This is a genomic window from Pseudomonas bananamidigenes (genome assembly GCF_001679645.1).
In the GTDB taxonomy this organism is placed as follows: domain Bacteria; phylum Pseudomonadota; class Gammaproteobacteria; order Pseudomonadales; family Pseudomonadaceae; genus Aquipseudomonas; species Aquipseudomonas bananamidigenes.
In genome coordinates this window covers 1-16,492 of record NZ_LRUN01000086.1, presented here as the reverse complement: position 1 = coordinate 16,492, position 16,492 = coordinate 1, and the positions used below count along the sequence as shown (strand labels likewise).

The window sequence follows — 16,492 nt, the reverse complement described above, 5'->3', positions numbered from 1 at the left end:
ACCTAAAAAACGTCCGACAGCCTAATGAGAAAACCGAATGTTTTATGTAGGAATAGTCCTTATGTACGCGACGATTTATCCCTGCCGACAATAGAAGCCGCAAGAGAGACAACGAAGTCCCTCTTGCGAAACAAATAAAGCCTGCATATTCAATTACGCTGAAGGAGCAGCTGTTCTATCGCAATACTCAAAGCTGTTATTGATGGTATCCAGTTGTTTGATAACCGGTATCGACGACTGTGGACCATTAATATCCGTTGTATACCAGTACTTTCCATAGGCAACCGCACCACGTACCGGTTGTGCGGCCTTGAAGAATGCAGGTCCACCAACGGGGGCAACGTCAGGTACATCCGCAGCAGCGATTGTGTAATCTGCATCTGCTGCCGTACCCGGAATCAACTGTGTACCCGCTTGATCGCGGTAAGCTGCGAAATGAGCCTTGATGACTTTTCCGGGCGGCAACAGCGGATCTTTAGGAATCAGCAACCCCAACCTGTAACCACTGGTAGGACTGGTCATCGCGAAGCATTCAATGTAGTCGCGAACACCAGGGTTGCGAACCCTGACGGTCGGTTGCGGCAGATTGACTGGTACTCCGCCTACCAGCACATCCTGTGAAAGGGATTTGTTGACGTTTTTATCAATCCCGGATTTTTGTAGGGTCCATCGAGCCTTGACTCTGGGAGTAGGCAGCCCGGCGATGATGCTCGCGGGAATCGCTACCTCAAACTCGGATACATCCTGAAAAGGAATAAAGTCTGCGAAGAACTGGTCATTTAAATAGCACTTGGCCGTTTGATCAGGAGTAATTTCCGGATCAGTAATAGCAAGTGTTACTTTGAATTTCCCGGGCTTGTCGCGATCGGTTGGCAACAGACTGTTCGGCGTATTGGAGGCCCCTGTAACAACAGGCAATTGCATATCGGCGTTTTCCAGATCAGGGGGATTCGGAAGTGGCGTTCCTACAATATCGAATGCCAAAGAAATGATTTCGGAAGGTGATTCTGCGTCAGGTGTCCCTGTACGCTTGATTACAGATCGTATCGATGCATCCATGGGCTCGCTAGCACTGCCGAAAATCTTCGCAAGCGACGCGTAATCAAGATCAAAAGTCAGATCGGCGTTAGCCCAAGCCAATGGGCCAATCTCAACAAAATTGGTCACATCGGCAGGATCTTCAAGCACCACAAAGACTTCGTCTCCAGTCTCTGCATTCTCGATAAATGCATTCTCGACAATGGCCTTGATCCCGCCCACAAAGTCTTCAAGATAAAGTGCGGTACTGTAATTCGGATCGGTTTTTGGCACCAAAGGTGCTTTTTTTACAAGGGGTGGTTGCGCCTGCGCAAGGGTCAGAATGGCGACAGGTGCGGACTCCTCACCCAGGTTCCCTGCATGATCTTCCCACTGAAAAACAAGATTGATTCGTCCATTGGGAAATTGACGAAGCATGCTCGTAGCAAAACTGAATACACCGGTAGCCGGTACGGTGTTGTTGAAGACCTCAACCCTCTGCGCGCCAACTTGAAGCCAGGCGTGCAGTACATCGTCAAGGCGTCGCTGTGGGTAACTGACAGTTGCCGTGAAACTTGCATTCGCGTTCGCTGCCAGCCACGTTTCATCAGCAACTCGTTGTGCGCCAGTCGGGGCGTTGTCGAAAGTAGGAGGCGGCGTTGGCTTTACCTTCCTGGGAGGATTTTTTTCATTGAACGGCGCGGTTCTGTCGATTACGAACTCCAAAGTATTGGAAGGCTCGTTGTTACCACCACCGCCTTTGAAAAGCTCAATCATGAGCTCGTAAACAGTCGGAGCCGCAGGTGTACGTTCCTCCGGAAAGAGACTGGAGGGCACGGGAATTGGAATAACGCCTGCGGGCCGATCAGCAACCGGGCCAAGTTCGATAGTCTGGCTATATGGCTGTAAAGCCTGCCCTTTTACCCCGAAATAGACATCAAGATTGTCGCCATCGAGTTCGTCGGGCGTACGGGTAAAATTGAAAGTCAAACTACCTGTATCCAATACGCTTTTCGCAATATAGCCATCTGTCAGTGTATTAATCGCAATATCTGCAAGAACCCCAGAGTCTGCGGCAGAAACACGAACAGACCGTTGTTTTTTTGGAACAAACTTAATTGCCATCTTCGTTTCTCCTTGCGCGTTAAGGCCAGTAGGCCCAGGTGTACCCGGTGTTACCCGATCAATCTTTACCAATCCTTTTGCCGATTCGGCAATGATCCGGCCATTGCGAAACAACTGAGCAACAAACACAGCAGAATCATTGTCAATCAATGAGCTTATATGCCTTTGAAACGGCACCACATAATTGAAGCCATTTGTTATATCCGTGCTGGAAAGTGTTTTATCCCAACGACCATATGCTTCCGTCACTTCTGGACCACTGCCATTGAGGGTCCGATATCCCTTCCATTCAATCCACGCTACGTCTCCGGGCAGAGCAATACTATTGAGAGGGCGAACTCGGAGAGTGGCGCCGCTTGTCAACGGAGGATTCGTATTGTTATTCAAATATCCCCATAGTGTTGCATGTACGGCCAAGGGTTCCGGAAAGGTTAAAAGCGGTGTGTGATCAATAGTCAGCTTACGCAGTGGAGAATCATCCGGATTACCTCCACCCCCTTTCCATAACTTGTAATAAACGTACGCAACGCCATCAATTGCCATTTGTTGCGGGGTCAATTCCACATAAATAAATGGATCGACAATCCCCGCAGGGTAGCTTTGGTCAAAAATAGTCGTTTCTACTGAATTCTGGTTCCAAAACACCATCACCTGGTCATTGGGAAATGTGTCAGCAGGCCGAGGAATAACGATACGAGTACCACTTACGAGAATGTTTCTTGGGATGTTTCCATCCAGATCGTTGTCATCAACTCCCTCCACTGAAAGTGGTGCAGCCAATACTCCGCTCGAGGGACTGCTTCTGAAAATACCAGTCGGGCTCATGATTCCCATCCACAATGTAAATTGGAGTTCTGTCTGGAAAGTTGAAGGCTTAACCGTTGAACAAATTAGGCGCTTCCCCCACTCATCCGCCAACTGTCAGATCTGACAGGTGTCGATACCGCCTGTCGGATTCGGGACCCTCTTTCTCCAATAGCGACCACGTCTTCACTTGACGCAACCAAAGAAACTGGTGTTTCCTGAAACCGGTTTCAGACAATAAGAAGACCCGACCGTGAACGATTTCTCCGCCGCCCAGCGCAGCCGCGTCACCATGCTCGACGTTGCAGAACACGCAGGCGTGTCCAAGGCCAGCGTCTCGCGCTTTATCGGCGACGACCGTGCCCTGCTCTCCGATGCCATCGCCCGGCGCATCGAGCAGTCGATTGCCGAACTCGGCTACCGCCCCAATCAAATGGCCCGTGGTTTGAAACGAGGCCGCACGCGTCTGATCGGCATGCTGGTGGCCGATATCCGCAACCCATATTCGATTGCCGTAATGCACGGGGTAGAAACCGCTTGCCGGCGGCACGGCTACAGCCTGGTGGTGTGCAACACCGATCGCGACGATGAGCAGGAACGCCAGCATCTGGCGCTGTTGCGCTCCTACAACATCGAAGGGCTGATCGTGAACACCCTCGGCCATCACCGGGATGAACTGGATGAGTTGAAGCGGGAAATGCCGCTGGTGCTGGTGGATCGCAAGGTCGACGGGCTCGACGGCGACATGGTCGGACTCAACAACCCGCAGGCCATCGAAATGGCGCTCGAACACCTTCAGCAGCGCAGCTATCGCGATGTGCTAATGGTGACCGAACCCTATGACGGCACCAGTTCGCGGATCGAGCGGGTCGGCAGTTTTCAAAAACAGATTAGCCAGCGCGAAGACATGCGTGGCGCGGTGCTGGAAACCGGTTCGAGTCTTGCGAACGACCTTCAAACCTTTTTGAACACATCTGATTCAGGCCCGAAAGCCCTGTTCTGCGCCAACGGCGTGGCGGCGCTGGCTTGCACCCTGGCGCTGCGCGAGATCGGCTGCCAGTTGTTCGAGGATGTCGGGTTGATCGCCCTGGATGATCTGGACTGGTATCCGCTGGTGGGCAGCGGGATTACTGCCCTTGCCCAGCCTACAGAGGAGATTGGGGAGCGGGCGTTTGAGTGTTTGCTTAAGCGGTTGCGGGGGGATGATGAAGTGGCGCGAACATTGGATTTTGCTCCGGTGCTGATCGAGCGCGGCTCAACGCGCAGACAGGCGGAATAAGGCCCTGCGGGGCCAACCAAATTTTTTTGAACAAAAATGAAACCGGTTTCAGAGGTAAATAACAATGAATAAACCCGCCGTTTCCATCAGCCTCTCCAGCTACGGCGCCGACCTTGTGCGCCGTCGAGGACAAGGCTCGTTCATCGAAGTGCTGGCCGCTGCGGGCGCCAATCGCATCGAATGGCGCGAAGAGCTGCTGACCAACGAAGTCCCCGAACAACTCGCCGCTGCCACGCGAGCAACAGGCCTGCGAAGCATTTATTCCTCGCCCACCGAACTGTGGCTGGCTGGTCAGTCGCGACCGAATCCCAAACTCGTCACCGCACTGCAAAACGCCGAAGCGTTCGGCTCGAAGTGGCTGAAGGTTTCCCTTGGTTTTTTCACCGACAACGACGATTTGCAGCGCCTTGCGTCAATCCTTCAACAAAGCCCGGTACATCTGCTGGTTGAGAACGACCAGACCCTGCACGGCGGTCGAGTCGAACCCTTCCAGCGTTTCTTCGCCGCTGTCGAACAGCACAATCTGCCGATCAAGATGACCTTCGACATCGGCAACTGGCAGTGGCAGGACCAGTCCGCCGCCACCGCCGCACGCTTGCTGGGCCGGCACGTTGGCTACGTGCATTGCAAAGCCGTGGCCCGTCGCGCCGACGGCAGACTGGTAGCGGTGCCGCCGGCTGCCACTGACCTGCATCTGTGGGAACAACTGCTGCGACACATGGCCCAAGGTGTCATGCGTGCCGCCGAATACCCGTTGCAGGGCGATGACCTGGTGCAACTGACCCGCGAACACGTGGCCGCCCTCGCCCGTCTCGGCCAATCCCGCCTGGAGCCTGCTCATGTCTGAGATCGATATTCTGTCGTTCGGCGAAACCATGGCCATGTTTGTCGCCGAACAGAGCGGTGATCTGGCTTTCGTCGATCAATTTCACAGGCGCATTGCCGGGGCGGACAGCAACGTGGCCATCGGCTTGTCTCGACTGGGTTTCAACGTTGCGTGGCTGAGCCGGGTCGGTGCGGATTCGCTGGGACGGTTTGTCGTCGAGACCCTGGCCCGCGAAGGTCTCGATTGCAGCCATGTCGAAGTCGACAACGCACACCCGACCGGTTTCCAGCTCAAGTCGCGCAACGATGACGGCAGCGACCCGACGGTCGAGTATTTTCGTCGTGGCTCGGCGGCCAGTCACCTGTCGTCGCAGTCGATTACCCCGACGCTATTGAATGCCCGACATTTGCACGCCACTGGCATTCCGCCGGCGCTGTCGGCGTCGGCCCGGGAAATGTCCCGTGAACTGATGACCCGCATGCGCAACGCCGGGCACAGCGTGTCGTTCGACCCGAACCTGCGCCCGAGCCTGTGGGCCAGCGAGCGGGAGATGATCACCGAAATCAACCACCTCGCCGCCCTCGCCCACTGGGTGTTGCCGGGGTTGAGCGAAGGTCGGCTGCTCACCGGGTTTGAAGACCCGGCGGACATCGCGGCGTTCTATCTCGATCAGGGTGCCGAAGCCGTGGCCATCAAGCTCGGGCCGCAGGGTGCGTATTACCGCACGCATCTGGATCAGGGGTTTGTTGCCGGGGTGCCGGTTGAAACCGTGGTCGACACGGTCGGTGCCGGGGACGGATTTGCGGTGGGGATGATCAGTGCCCTGCTGGAGCACCTGAGTTTTCCCGAAGCCGTCAGACGAGCCAACTGGATTGGCAGCCGGGCGGTGCAGAGCCGTGGCGACATGGAGGGTTTGCCGAGCCGATCCGAACTCACCGCTGAATTCGAGGCCGCCATCGCGAGCAAGCTCGCTCCCACAAGTCTTGTGTACGCCACGGACACTGTGGGAGCGAGCTTGCTCGCGAAGGGGGCGTAACAGACGCAACAATTTTTGAACCTGCTGCGACAAAAACAACAAGCTCAGGAGCAAGACCATGAAAACCGCAACCCTCGCCACCCGCCGCTGGTGGTACATCATGCCGATCGTGTTCATCACCTACAGCCTGGCGTACCTGGACCGGGCCAATTACGGCTTCGCCGCAGCCTCGGGCATGGCCGCCGACCTGATGATCACTCCGGGCCTGTCCTCGCTGCTCGGCGCGCTGTTCTTTCTCGGTTACTTTTTCTTTCAGGTGCCCGGCGCGATCTATGCGCAAAAGCACAGCGTGAAGAAACTGATCTTCGTCAGCCTGATTTTCTGGGGCGGGCTCGCCACGCTGACCGGCGTGGTCTCCAACGCCTATTGGCTGATCGTCATCCGATTCATGCTCGGCGTGGTCGAAGCGGCGGTGATGCCGGCAATGCTGGTGTACCTGTGCCACTGGTTCACCCGCGCCGAACGCTCCCGGGCCAACACCTTCCTGATCCTCGGCAACCCGGTGACCATGCTGTGGATGTCGGTGGTTTCGGGCTATCTGGTGCAGCATTTCAGCTGGCGCTGGATGTTCATCATCGAAGGTCTGCCAGCGGTGCTCTGGGCATTTATCTGGTGGAAGCTGGCGGATGATCGCCCGGCCCAGGCCAAGTGGCTCAGCGACCGGGAAAAGCACGATCTGCAAAGCGCTCTCGCTGCCGAACAGGTCGGGATCAAAGCGGTGAAGAACTACGCCGAAGCCTTCCGCTCGCCGAAGGTGATCATTCTGGCGCTGCAATTCTTCTGCTGGAGCATCGGCGTCTACGGCTTCGTGCTGTGGCTGCCGTCGATCCTCAAGGCCGGCGCGCAAATGGACATGATCGAGGCCGGGTGGCTGTCGGCGTTGCCGTATCTGGCGGCGGTGATCGGCATGCTGCTGGTGTCGTGGGGCTCGGACAAACTGCAAAAGCGCAAACGCTTCGTCTGGCCTCCGCTGCTGATCGCCTCGGTGGCGTTCTACGGCTCGTACGCCTTGGGCGCGGAGCATTTCTGGTGGTCGTACACGCTGCTGGTGATTGCCGGCGCCTGCATGTACGCGCCTTACGGGCCGTTCTTTGCCATCGTCCCGGAGATCCTGCCGGCCAACGTTGCCGGCGGTGCCATGGCGCTGATCAACAGCATGGGCGCCCTCGGCTCGTTCGGCGGTTCCTATCTGGTCGGTTACCTGAACAGTTCCACCGGCTCACCCGGCGCTTCGTACCTGTTGATGAGCGGCGCGTTGCTGCTGTCGGTGGTGCTGACGATTTTTCTCAAGCCCGGCGCCAGCGACCGGGTGAACGCCAAGCGCGTCGCACCACGTCCGCTGCCGGCGCATTCCTGAATTGATAGAGAGATGACTGCGATGAAAAAGCAGGTTGTGCTGTACAAGAAACTGTCGCCGACGTTGATGGCGCGCCTTGAGGATCAGGTCGATGTGACGTTGATCGAAAGCCTCGACGCCGACGGTCTGATGAAACTGCGTGACGCCCTGCCGGCTGCCCACGGATTGCTTGGCGCGAGTTTGAAGCTGGATGCGACGCTGCTCGATCTCGCACCGAAGCTCGAAGCGATATCCAGCGTTTCGGTAGGCGTGGACAACTACGACATCGACTACCTGACCCGCCGCCGGATCCTGCTGACCAACACCCCGGACGTACTGACCGAAACCACTGCCGACACCGGTTTCGCGCTGATCCTGGCCACCGCTCGAAGGGTGGTGGAACTGGCGAACATGGTGCGCGGCGGTCACTGGCACCGCAGCATCGGCCCGGCGCATTTCGGCACCGACGTGCATGGCAAGACGCTGGGCATCATCGGCATGGGGCGGATCGGCGAAGCGTTGGCCCAGCGCGGGCATTTCGGATTCGGGATGCCGGTGATCTATCACAGTCAATCACGCAAACCGGCGGTCGAGGCACGTTTCGATGCGCAGTACAGAAGCCTGGAGGATTTGTTGCAGCAGGCGGATTTCATCTGTCTGACGTTGCCGTTGACCGCGCAGACCGAAGGTTTGATTGGCGCCGAACAGTTCGCGTTGATGCGCCCGGAGAGCATCTTCATCAATATTTCCCGAGGCAAGGTGGTGGACGAGGCGGCGATGATCGACACCTTGCGCCATAACCGGATTCGCGCGGCGGGGCTGGATGTGTTCGAGCGCGAGCCGCTCAATCACGACTCACCATTGCTGCAGTTGAACAACGTGGTGGCGACGCCGCACATGGGTTCGGCAACCCATGAGACGCGCGAAGCGATGGCACGGTGTGCGGTGGAGAATCTGTTGGCGGCGCTGGGTGGGGAGAAGCCGAAGAATCTGGTGAATTAATCAGCCTGGCAAGGCTGAAATATTCAACGCCTGTCAGGCCGTCTTCGCGAGCAGGCTCGCTCCCACACACCGCGTAGCACTGTGGGAGCGAGCCTGCTCGCGAAAGGGCCAGCAACGACAACACAAAACCTTCAAGCGCTGCGCACCTGGAGAAGCTGCGCAGCACAAAGGGCAATCCGCGAACACGCGTCCGCCAGCTTCACCCGATCCACCACCAGTCCGATGCGGATATGCCCCGCCGCGCTCGGCCCGAACGCCTCCCCCGCCAGCACTGAAACCCCATAGCCTTCCAGCAGGCGCTCGGCAAACGCTTGTGCACCGAACCCGGTCTGGCGCACGTCGACCATCACGAACATCCCGCCATCCGGCCTGATCGGGTACAACCCCGGACAGCCGCGCAAGCGCTCGCACACCAGATCCCGGCGTAACCGGTATTCCTCGCGCATCTGTGTCACTTCCGGCAAATCCTTCTCCAGTGCAACCTGCGCGGCTTTCTGCACGAAGTCCGGCAGACCGAACAGCATGCTCAGCGACAGATTCACCAAATGCCCGGCCAAGGGTTTGGGTCCGATCATCCAGCCGATGCGCCAGCCGGTCATCGCGTGGGATTTCGACAGGCTGTTGATGGTCGCCGTACGCTCGGCCATGCCCGGCAGGCTCGCCGGGCTGACGTGCCGGCCTTCATACAACAATTCGCTGTAGACCTCATCGCTGATCAGCCACAGGTCATGTCGAATGCAAAGCGCCGCAAGCTCCTGCCAGATCAGCAATGACAGACTGGCGCCGGACGGATTGTTGGGGCTGTTGAGCAGCATGGCCCGAGTCTTGGGTGTGATTCGCGCTTCGACATCCGCCGGATCGACACGAAAGCCGTTCTCCGGGCGAACGGGCACCGGTACGACCGTCGCACCACAGGCACCAAAAACACCTTCATAAGTGACGTACATCGGCTCGGCAACGATCACTTCATCGCCCGGATCGAGCAGACATTGCGCCACCGAATACACGGCGCATTGCGCGCCGGGCAGCACGATCACATGGTCAGCGTCCACTGGCTGGCCGCTATTGCGCCGATGGCGTTCGGCGATCCGCGTGCGCAGCTCCAGCCGGCCGCGCACTTCGGAATAATGGGTATCGCCCGCCAGCAGGCTGTCGATGGCGCCGTGAATGATCGGCAGCGGCGTGTCGAAATCCGGATCACCCACCGACAGCAGCAACACATCGACCCCTTCGGCGCGCAGTTCCAGCGCTCGGTCGTGAATCCGCCAGGCCGCTGCTCCCTCCCCGGCGATTCGTTGGGTCAAGGCTGAATAGCGCATGTACGTCTCCTGATTGCGCGGTGTCCAGCCTTCACCCTAGGTCAAATCACAAACCGCGCCACCATCGCATTCAAATCCACCGCCAGGCGCGACAACTCATGGGTCGCGGCGCTGGTCTGGTTGGCCCCGGCGGCCGATTGCGTGGCCAGGTCACGAATATTCACCAGGTTGCGATCCACCTCGCGGGACACTTGTGCCTGCTCTTCGGATGCACTGGCGATCACCAGGTTGCGCTCGTTGATCTGGTGAATCGATTGGGTGATCTGCTCCAGCGCGACGCCGGCGGCGCGGGCCATTTCCAGTGTGGTCTGGGTGCGCTGGTTGCTTTGTTGCATCGATTCCACCGCTTCGCCGGTGCCGTTCTGGATGCCGGCGACCATTTTTTCGATTTCCTGGGTCGATTGCGCGGTACGGTGGGCCAGCGCACGGACTTCGTCCGCCACCACGGCGAAGCCACGTCCGGCCTCACCGGCGCGGGCCGCTTCGATGGCTGCGTTGAGCGCCAGCAGGTTGGTCTGTTCGGCGATGGCACGGATCACGTCCAGCACCTTGCCGATGTCGCGGCCCTGCGCAGCCAGGCCTTCGATCATTTGTGCGGTGTTCTGCACGTCCTGAGTCATGGTCTGGATCGCATCGACGGTTTTCACCACTTGATCGCGACCTTCTCGGGCTGCGTGGGTCGACTGATTCGACGCTTCAGAGGTCGACACCGCGTTGCGTGCCACCTCTTCCACCGCAGCGGTCATTTCGTTGACGGCGGTGGCGGCCTGTTCGATTTCGTCATTCTGCTGTTGCAGGCCACGGGAGGCTTCTTCGGTCACGGCGCTGAGTTCTTCGGCAGCAGCGCCCAACTGCGTGGCGGAGCCGGCAATCTGCTCGATGGTCTTGCGCAGGTTGGCCTGCATCGCGGCGAGCGCCTCGAGCAGACGCGCCGGTTCGTCCTTGCCGTCGACTTCGATGGGTTTGGTCAGGTTGCCACCGGCGATGGTTTGCGCGGCGGCCACGGCACGGTTCAGCGGGGTGACGATACTGCGGGTCAACAACAAGGCCAGCAGCACCGTAGCCACAGCAGCGATGACCGCCACGATCACCACGCCGGTGATGGCGCTGTCGTAATGCTCTCCGGCCTGAAGGGAAGCTTCCTTGGCACCGGCGGCATTGATCGCAATCAGTTTGTTGAGCTGTTCGCCCATCTGGTCGGTGCCGTCCTTGATCTTCGTGTTGATCAGGGTGCGCATCTCATCGACCTTGTCCTGACGCGACAGCTCCATCATCTGGTTCTGCGCTTGCAGGTAGTTGTCCAGTGTCGTGGCGAATGCCTGATATTGCGCGCGTTCTTCACTCTCTGCCGGCAATGCGGCGTAAGCGGCCTGGGCAGTGCGCACCTTGTCGACAAGAACCCCGATGCGGGTCTGTGCCTCCTGCAGGCCGGCGGCGTCACGGTTGACCAGAATGCGGAACGAGAGGATCCGCAGGCGCAGGACGTTTTCCGTCACTACGCCAAGGTAGGCGACGCTGGGCAACTGATTGGTCTGCATCTCGACAGACGCCTGGCGGATGACCGACATGCGGTTGACGGCAAAGACGCCGAGCACGATCACCAACAGGGCGATAAAGGCAAAACCGAGGAAGGCACGGGGCGCGATGTTCAGATTACGCAAAGACATAGGAAGGCTCTCGGGTAGTCGAAGCTAAGAGCATCCATGCCGTAATCACTGACCCGCGATGGCGGGCTTCAGTCCGGCGTCACTGATGGTGGAAGTCTTGTGCGCGCCTGATCCTTATATCGGCCAGGCTTGAGGAATTTTTCAGGTCAAGAGTAAATATTTTTCAAATGATTGCGAGTGTTTCCCAGTTGAAACACTCGACGCTTCAGATAATGGGTGACAGGTCAGCCCGAGGCCGCCATGCGCCAGACGCGGGCAATATCGGTGGCGCGCTCGCGCAACAGACGCGGGGCTTCGGCGCAGGCTTGTTCGAGGGTCATCGGGCCGCCGGTGAGGGCGAAAGCCGCATCGATGCCGTGTTCGTAGAGTGCCTGATAGCCCTCGCCCAACGTGCCTGCGATGACAATGACCGGCACGCCGTGTTGTCTGGCGACCCGTGCAACGCCAAACGGGGTTTTGCCGCGCAGGGTCTGGGCATCGAAGCGCCCTTCTCCGGTGATCACCAGATCGGCGCCTTTCACGGCTTGCGCCAGACCGACCAGTTCCGCGACCACTTCAACCCCGGCCTGGAACCGTGCGCCGAGAAACGCCTTGGCGGCAAAGCCCAGTCCACCCGCCGCACCGCTGCCCGGTTCGTCCCGAACATCCTTGCCCAGCGCTTGCGCACAGAGTTCGGCGAAGTGGCCGAGGGCGTGATCCAGTTGCTGCACTTGCTCCGGGGAGGCGCCTTTCTGCGGACCGAAAATCGCCGAGGCGCCGTGGGGGCCACACAGCGGATTGTCGACGTCGGCGGCGATGTCGAAACGCACCTGTGCCAGACGTGGGTCGAGTTCGCTCAAGTCCAGTCGTGCAAGTTGCGCCAGCGCCAGACCGCCCGGCACCAATGGTTGGCCTTGAGCATCCAGCAGTTTCACGCCCAGCGCCTGCATCGCACCGGCACCGCCGTCGTTGGTGGCACTGCCGCCGATGGCCAGAATCACCCGTTGTGCGCCGGCATCCAGCGCGGCGCGGATCAGCTCACCGGTGCCGAACGTGCTGCTGATGCACGCATCCCGCTGACCCGGCGGTACAAGCTGCAAACCGCTGGCCTCGGCCATTTCGATGATCGCGGTGTGGTTGTGCGGCAGCCAGCCCCACGCGGCTTCGACCGTTGCGCCCAGCGGACCGCGCACACGGGTGCGGCGCAGTTCCCTTCGCAGGCATCGAGAATCGACTCCACCGTCCCTTCACCACCGTCGGCCATCGGGCACTTGACCAGCGTCGCCTGTGGCCAGACCTGCGCCAGACCCAGCGCAATGGCCTCTGCGACGCCCTTGGCACTCAGGCTGTCCTTGAACGAATCGGGGGCGATGACGATTTTCATGCGAATTCTCCAGTTCCAATGCCCCTCATGCTGCCAGTCGCTTGTAACGTTGACGCCTGTCCGCTGCACAAGTTGGATTGGCGTTTATTGTTCATTTTCACAAAGGCTCTGAAGTTGATGTTGAATGTCCCGCCCCTTTCGCGAGCAGGCTCGCTCCCTCAGGGAAATGGAATCTCAATGTGGGAGCGAGCCTGCTCGCGATAGCATTATCCGAGGCGCCGAATAAACTTCAGTCAGTCTGCGGCAGCAATTGCACCCCGAGATACAGCGCCAGCATGCCGTCGAGCTTCAGCGGATCGACCCCGCTCAACTCGGCAATCCGCTCCATTCGATAACGCAAGCTGTTGCGATGAATCCCCAACGCATCGGCGCAGGCCTGGCTCTGCCCGTCGTGATCGCACCAGCTGCGCAAGGTCGCGAGCAACTGGCCGTTGCTGTCCTTGGCGATGACCTTGCGCAACGGCTTGAGCAATTCATCCAGCGCATCGTCGTTGCGATGGCGCCAGAGCATCACCGGCAAGCGATAGCGATTGAGGGTCAGCAGCCGTGAGCGCGGCAACACCTCGCGGCCATAGGCGAGCAAGTCGCCGACCCGCCGATAACAACGGCGCAGTCCGGCCAGTCCATCGGCCTGCCCGCCGACGGCGATGCGCAAGATGTTCCAGCCCAGGCCACCGAGTTTTTCCAGCAGGCGATCATGCTCGACATTCTGGCTCGCCGGACGGCACCACAGCAGCGAGGACTTGGCCGAACTCACGCACCAACTGTCCGGATAACGCGACATCAGCCAGGCACTCAGCGCCTCGACGGTTTGCCCCGGACCATGTTCCAGACCCAGTTCGAACAGATACGGCACCCGCGTCAATTGCGGTTTCAGCCCGAGCTGTTGAGCTTCGTCGACCAGCCTTGGCGAATCCCCTGATTCACTCAACAGCAGCGCCAGCAAGTCGTCGCAACGTTGCCGCCGCCATTGCTGCTCGGATTGCTGGTTGCGCTGACCGACCAGCATTTCAGCGGTCATGCGCACCAGCTCGGCGTAAGTGCGCAGTTGCTCCGGCTCGCCGGTGATGCCGAGCACCCCGATCAAGCGCTGATCAAGCAACAACGGCAAATTGATCCCAGGCTGCACGCCCTTCAGATGCACCGCCGTCTGCGCGTCGATCTCCACCACCCGCCCGTTGGCCAGCACCAGTTGCGCGCCTTCGTGGCGGGTGTTGATGCGCTCCGGCTCGCCACTGCCGAGAATCAAGCCTTGGCTGTCCATGACGTTGACGTTGTACGGCAATATGGCCATGGCCCGGTCGACGATGTCCTGGGCGAGGTCGTGATCGAGTTCGAACATAAGGGGAAAATCCTTGAAAACAGGCACGGACGGTTGTTCACCCGCACAGGGTCTGCCGGCAAACCCTGTGCTCAGGCACAAAGACAATCCGGCCAAAGGTGACCGAGACTCTCAGGGCGATCAACGTTACCCTTTGCATCGCAAAAAATCATAATAAAGAGAGAGCCGCCATGTCGCAGAGCGCCGCTGCCGCCCAGACCATCGACGACGGTAAAAACGCCGTCTACAAACGCATCACCCTGCGTTTGATCCCCTTCATCTTCATCTGCTACCTGTTCAACTACCTCGACCGGGTCAACGTCGGATTCGCCAAACTGCAGATGCTTGACGCGCTGAAATTCAGCGAAACCGTGTACGGCCTCGGTGCCGGTATCTTCTTCATCGGCTACGTGCTGTGCGGCGTACCGAGCAACCTGGCGCTGACCAAATTCGGCCCACGGCGCTGGATTGCGCTGATGATGATCACCTGGGGCACGTTGTCGACCTGCCTGCTGTTCGTCACCACGCCGACCCAGTTCTACACCTTGCGCCTGTTCACCGGCGCAGCCGAGGCCGGGTTCTTCCCGGGCGTTGTGCTGTATCTCTCGCAGTGGTTCCCGACCTTCCGCCGTGGCCGGATCATGGCGCTGTTCATGTCAGCGATCCCGGTGTCCGGCCTGCTCGGCAGCCCGTTTTCCGGCTGGATCCTCAATCATTTCGCTGCGGGCCAGGGCGGTCTGGCCGGCTGGCAGTGGATGTTCCTGCTGCAAGGCATTCCGACTGTAGTCCTCGGCGCACTCGCCTACTTCCTGTTGAGCGACAACTTCGCCGCTGCCAAATGGCTGACCCCGCACGAGCGTTCGGTGCTGGAAGCCGATCAGGCGGAAGACCTGGCGAACAAACCGAAAACCACTTCCGATTCGCTGATCGCTGTGTTCAAGAACCCGGCGATCTGGGCCTTCGGACTGATCTACTTCTGCATCCAGAGCGGCGTCTACGCGATCAACTTCTGGCTGCCGTCGATCATCAAGAACCTCGGTTTCAGCGATAACCTGGTGATTGGCTGGTTGAGCGCGATTCCGTATCTGCTGGCGGCGGTTTTCATGCTGGTGGTCGGTCGCTCGGCGGACTTGCGTAAAGAGCGTCGCTGGCACCTGGTGGTGCCGATGTTGATGGGCGCCATCGGCCTGCTGATCGCGGTGAATTTTGCAGCGAATCCGGCGATTGCGATTCTCGGCCTGACCATCGCGACCATGGGCGCGTTGACCGGTTTGCCGATGTTCTGGCCGGTGCCGACAGCGATGTTGAGCGCGGGCGCTGCGGCGGGTGGTCTGGCGTTGATCAACTCCATGGGGCAGATGGCCGGGTTCCTCAGCCCTTACCTCGTCGGCTGGGTGAAGGACAGCACCGGGTCGACCGATGCGGCGCTGTATCTGCTGGCGGGTGTGATCGTTGGCGGGAGTCTTCTGGCGTTGCGGATGACGCGGACGTTGCGGGCCTGATTTTTGGCAGACACACAAAAACGCCCATTTCGGGCCGTTTTTTATTGGCGCTGGATCGTTCCCACGCAGACGGTTCGACGCCTCGACGTGGGAACGATCTGGCTAGAGCGGCGCCTCGGCCTTCATCTCCAGATTATCCAGCACCCGATTCACCGCCAGTTCCCCCAGCATGATCAACTGCCCGATGCCCAGCAGCACATGCCGCTGCGGCGTATCGATCATCCCGGCGAAATCGCTGGCCATGGTTTTGGCCGAGGTCAGGGTCTCGCAGGCGTCGGCCAGCAGTTCTTCGTTCGCGATGCCGGGAGCGATAAGGTAGCGGGTGCCGGGTTTGAGCAGCGGTTTTCTGGGGTGGAACGGATTGAGGTAGTGATCGAGGGCGCGTTCGGCGGCTTCGTGGAATTTCTTGGAGTCGAGGGTTTCGTAGGGGGACGTTGAATCGGCTTCGGGTGGGTTGGGTGTTGGTTTGATCATGGCAAAACTCCTAAGGCGCTTATTGGAGCCACCACTCTCGCTACCAAACGATGGTGGTGGCCAGACGCAGGTTGGTAGACCGGGCCTTAGGAGAAACGGCGCACCCGAAGGTGCCCTGCGAATGACCACCATAAAACAGAGACAAAAAGTCTCTACAAAATGGAGCACTCTGCATTTAAAGACCCGGGCTACCAAACCCGATCGCTGTTTTTCAGCGACGGAACAACGATAAAACCCGGTCTATAAGCGCACAAGCCGGCGGATTCTGGCGCAGTCGTAGGCAGCGGCGCAAGGTTGTGTAGCCTGGGGTGCGTGTCTGGAAGTGTCCTTTAAACGCATGGCTTAAACACTGCGGTGTGCTTGAGAACCTACCCCCTCACCCCAGCCCTCTCCCCCAGGGGGCGAGGGGGAAAGGGAGCCG

11 protein-coding genes and 1 pseudogene are annotated in these 16,492 nt (G+C 59.2%); 6 read left to right on the top strand and 6 right to left on the bottom strand.

The window, feature by feature from the left end; genetic code table 11:
* Positions 1-153: 153 nt before the first annotated feature.
* Positions 154-2,922, bottom strand: coding sequence for a hypothetical protein (locus tag BBF94_RS25075; protein ID WP_176704505.1), 2,769 nt, complete (start codon positions 2,920-2,922; stop codon positions 154-156).
* A 277-nt stretch (positions 2,923-3,199) separates the two neighbouring features.
* On the opposite strand from BBF94_RS25075, the gene BBF94_RS25070 reads away from it, so the two are divergent.
* The 5 genes from BBF94_RS25070 (at position 3,200) to BBF94_RS25050 (ending at position 8,425) form a co-directional block, all read left to right on the top strand.
* Positions 3,200-4,225, top strand: a complete 1,026-nt coding sequence (locus tag BBF94_RS25070) for a LacI family DNA-binding transcriptional regulator (RefSeq protein ID WP_065261621.1) — start codon at positions 3,200-3,202, stop codon at positions 4,223-4,225.
* Positions 4,226-4,289: 64 nt separating this feature from the next.
* Complete coding sequence (locus tag BBF94_RS25065; RefSeq protein WP_065261620.1) at positions 4,290-5,072, top strand: sugar phosphate isomerase/epimerase family protein; 783 nt, start codon at positions 4,290-4,292, stop codon at positions 5,070-5,072.
* On the top strand, positions 5,065-6,087 hold the full coding sequence (locus BBF94_RS25060; RefSeq protein ID WP_065261619.1) for a sugar kinase: 1,023 nt from the start codon (positions 5,065-5,067) through the stop codon (positions 6,085-6,087). Before BBF94_RS25065 ends, BBF94_RS25060 begins: the two co-directional genes overlap by 8 nt.
* Positions 6,088-6,145: 58 nt before the next feature.
* Positions 6,146-7,444: an MFS transporter gene (locus tag BBF94_RS25055; protein ID WP_065261618.1), complete on the top strand. Its 1,299-nt coding sequence runs from the start codon at positions 6,146-6,148 to the stop codon at positions 7,442-7,444.
* Positions 7,445-7,465: 21 nt separating this feature from the next.
* Positions 7,466-8,425: a 2-hydroxyacid dehydrogenase gene (locus tag BBF94_RS25050; RefSeq protein WP_065261643.1), complete on the top strand. Its 960-nt coding sequence runs from the start codon at positions 7,466-7,468 to the stop codon at positions 8,423-8,425.
* Positions 8,426-8,556: 131 nt separating this feature from the next.
* Here BBF94_RS25050 and BBF94_RS25045 read toward each other — a convergent pair whose 3' ends face one another.
* From BBF94_RS25045 to BBF94_RS25030, 4 genes and pseudogenes are all read right to left on the bottom strand, one after another.
* On the bottom strand, positions 8,557-9,744 hold the full coding sequence (locus tag BBF94_RS25045; protein ID WP_065261617.1) for a pyridoxal phosphate-dependent aminotransferase: 1,188 nt from the start codon (positions 9,742-9,744) through the stop codon (positions 8,557-8,559).
* A gap of 41 nt (positions 9,745-9,785) precedes the next feature.
* Complete coding sequence (locus BBF94_RS25040; RefSeq protein ID WP_065261616.1) at positions 9,786-11,411, bottom strand: methyl-accepting chemotaxis protein; 1,626 nt, start codon at positions 11,409-11,411, stop codon at positions 9,786-9,788.
* 224 nt (positions 11,412-11,635) lie between these two features.
* Positions 11,636-12,774: pseudogene (locus BBF94_RS25035) on the bottom strand (glycerate kinase).
* A 229-nt stretch (positions 12,775-13,003) separates the two neighbouring features.
* On the bottom strand, positions 13,004-14,116 hold the full coding sequence (locus BBF94_RS25030; RefSeq protein WP_065261615.1) for a sugar diacid recognition domain-containing protein: 1,113 nt from the start codon (positions 14,114-14,116) through the stop codon (positions 13,004-13,006).
* Between the two features lie 170 nt (positions 14,117-14,286).
* Between BBF94_RS25030 and BBF94_RS25025 the strand changes: the two genes are divergently transcribed.
* Complete coding sequence (locus tag BBF94_RS25025) at positions 14,287-15,597, top strand: MFS transporter (RefSeq protein WP_065261614.1); 1,311 nt, start codon at positions 14,287-14,289, stop codon at positions 15,595-15,597.
* Between the two features lie 102 nt (positions 15,598-15,699).
* Here the strand turns inward: BBF94_RS25025 and BBF94_RS25020 are convergent, their stop codons facing one another.
* Entirely contained in the window at positions 15,700-16,071 is a 372-nt protein-coding gene (locus BBF94_RS25020) for a DUF6124 family protein (protein WP_065261613.1), read from the bottom strand.
* Between the last annotated feature and the right edge of the window lie 421 nt (positions 16,072-16,492).

Coding starts and splice junctions, on each gene's coding strand:
- BBF94_RS25065 (WP_065261620.1), top strand. CDS start 4,290: ATGAATAAACCCGCCGTTTCCATCAGCCTCTCCAGCTACGGCGCCGAC.
- BBF94_RS25060 (WP_065261619.1), top strand. CDS start 5,065: ATGTCTGAGATCGATATTCTGTCGTTCGGCGAAACCATGGCCATGTTT.
- BBF94_RS25055 (WP_065261618.1), top strand. CDS start 6,146: ATGAAAACCGCAACCCTCGCCACCCGCCGCTGGTGGTACATCATGCCG.
- BBF94_RS25050 (WP_065261643.1), top strand. CDS start 7,466: ATGAAAAAGCAGGTTGTGCTGTACAAGAAACTGTCGCCGACGTTGATG.
- BBF94_RS25045 (WP_065261617.1), bottom strand. CDS start 9,744: ATGCGCTATTCAGCCTTGACCCAACGAATCGCCGGGGAGGGAGCAGCG.
- BBF94_RS25040 (WP_065261616.1), bottom strand. CDS start 11,411: ATGTCTTTGCGTAATCTGAACATCGCGCCCCGTGCCTTCCTCGGTTTT.
- BBF94_RS25030 (WP_065261615.1), bottom strand. CDS start 14,116: ATGTTCGAACTCGATCACGACCTCGCCCAGGACATCGTCGACCGGGCC.
- BBF94_RS25025 (WP_065261614.1), top strand. CDS start 14,287: ATGTCGCAGAGCGCCGCTGCCGCCCAGACCATCGACGACGGTAAAAAC.
- BBF94_RS25020 (WP_065261613.1), bottom strand. CDS start 16,071: ATGATCAAACCAACACCCAACCCACCCGAAGCCGATTCAACGTCCCCC.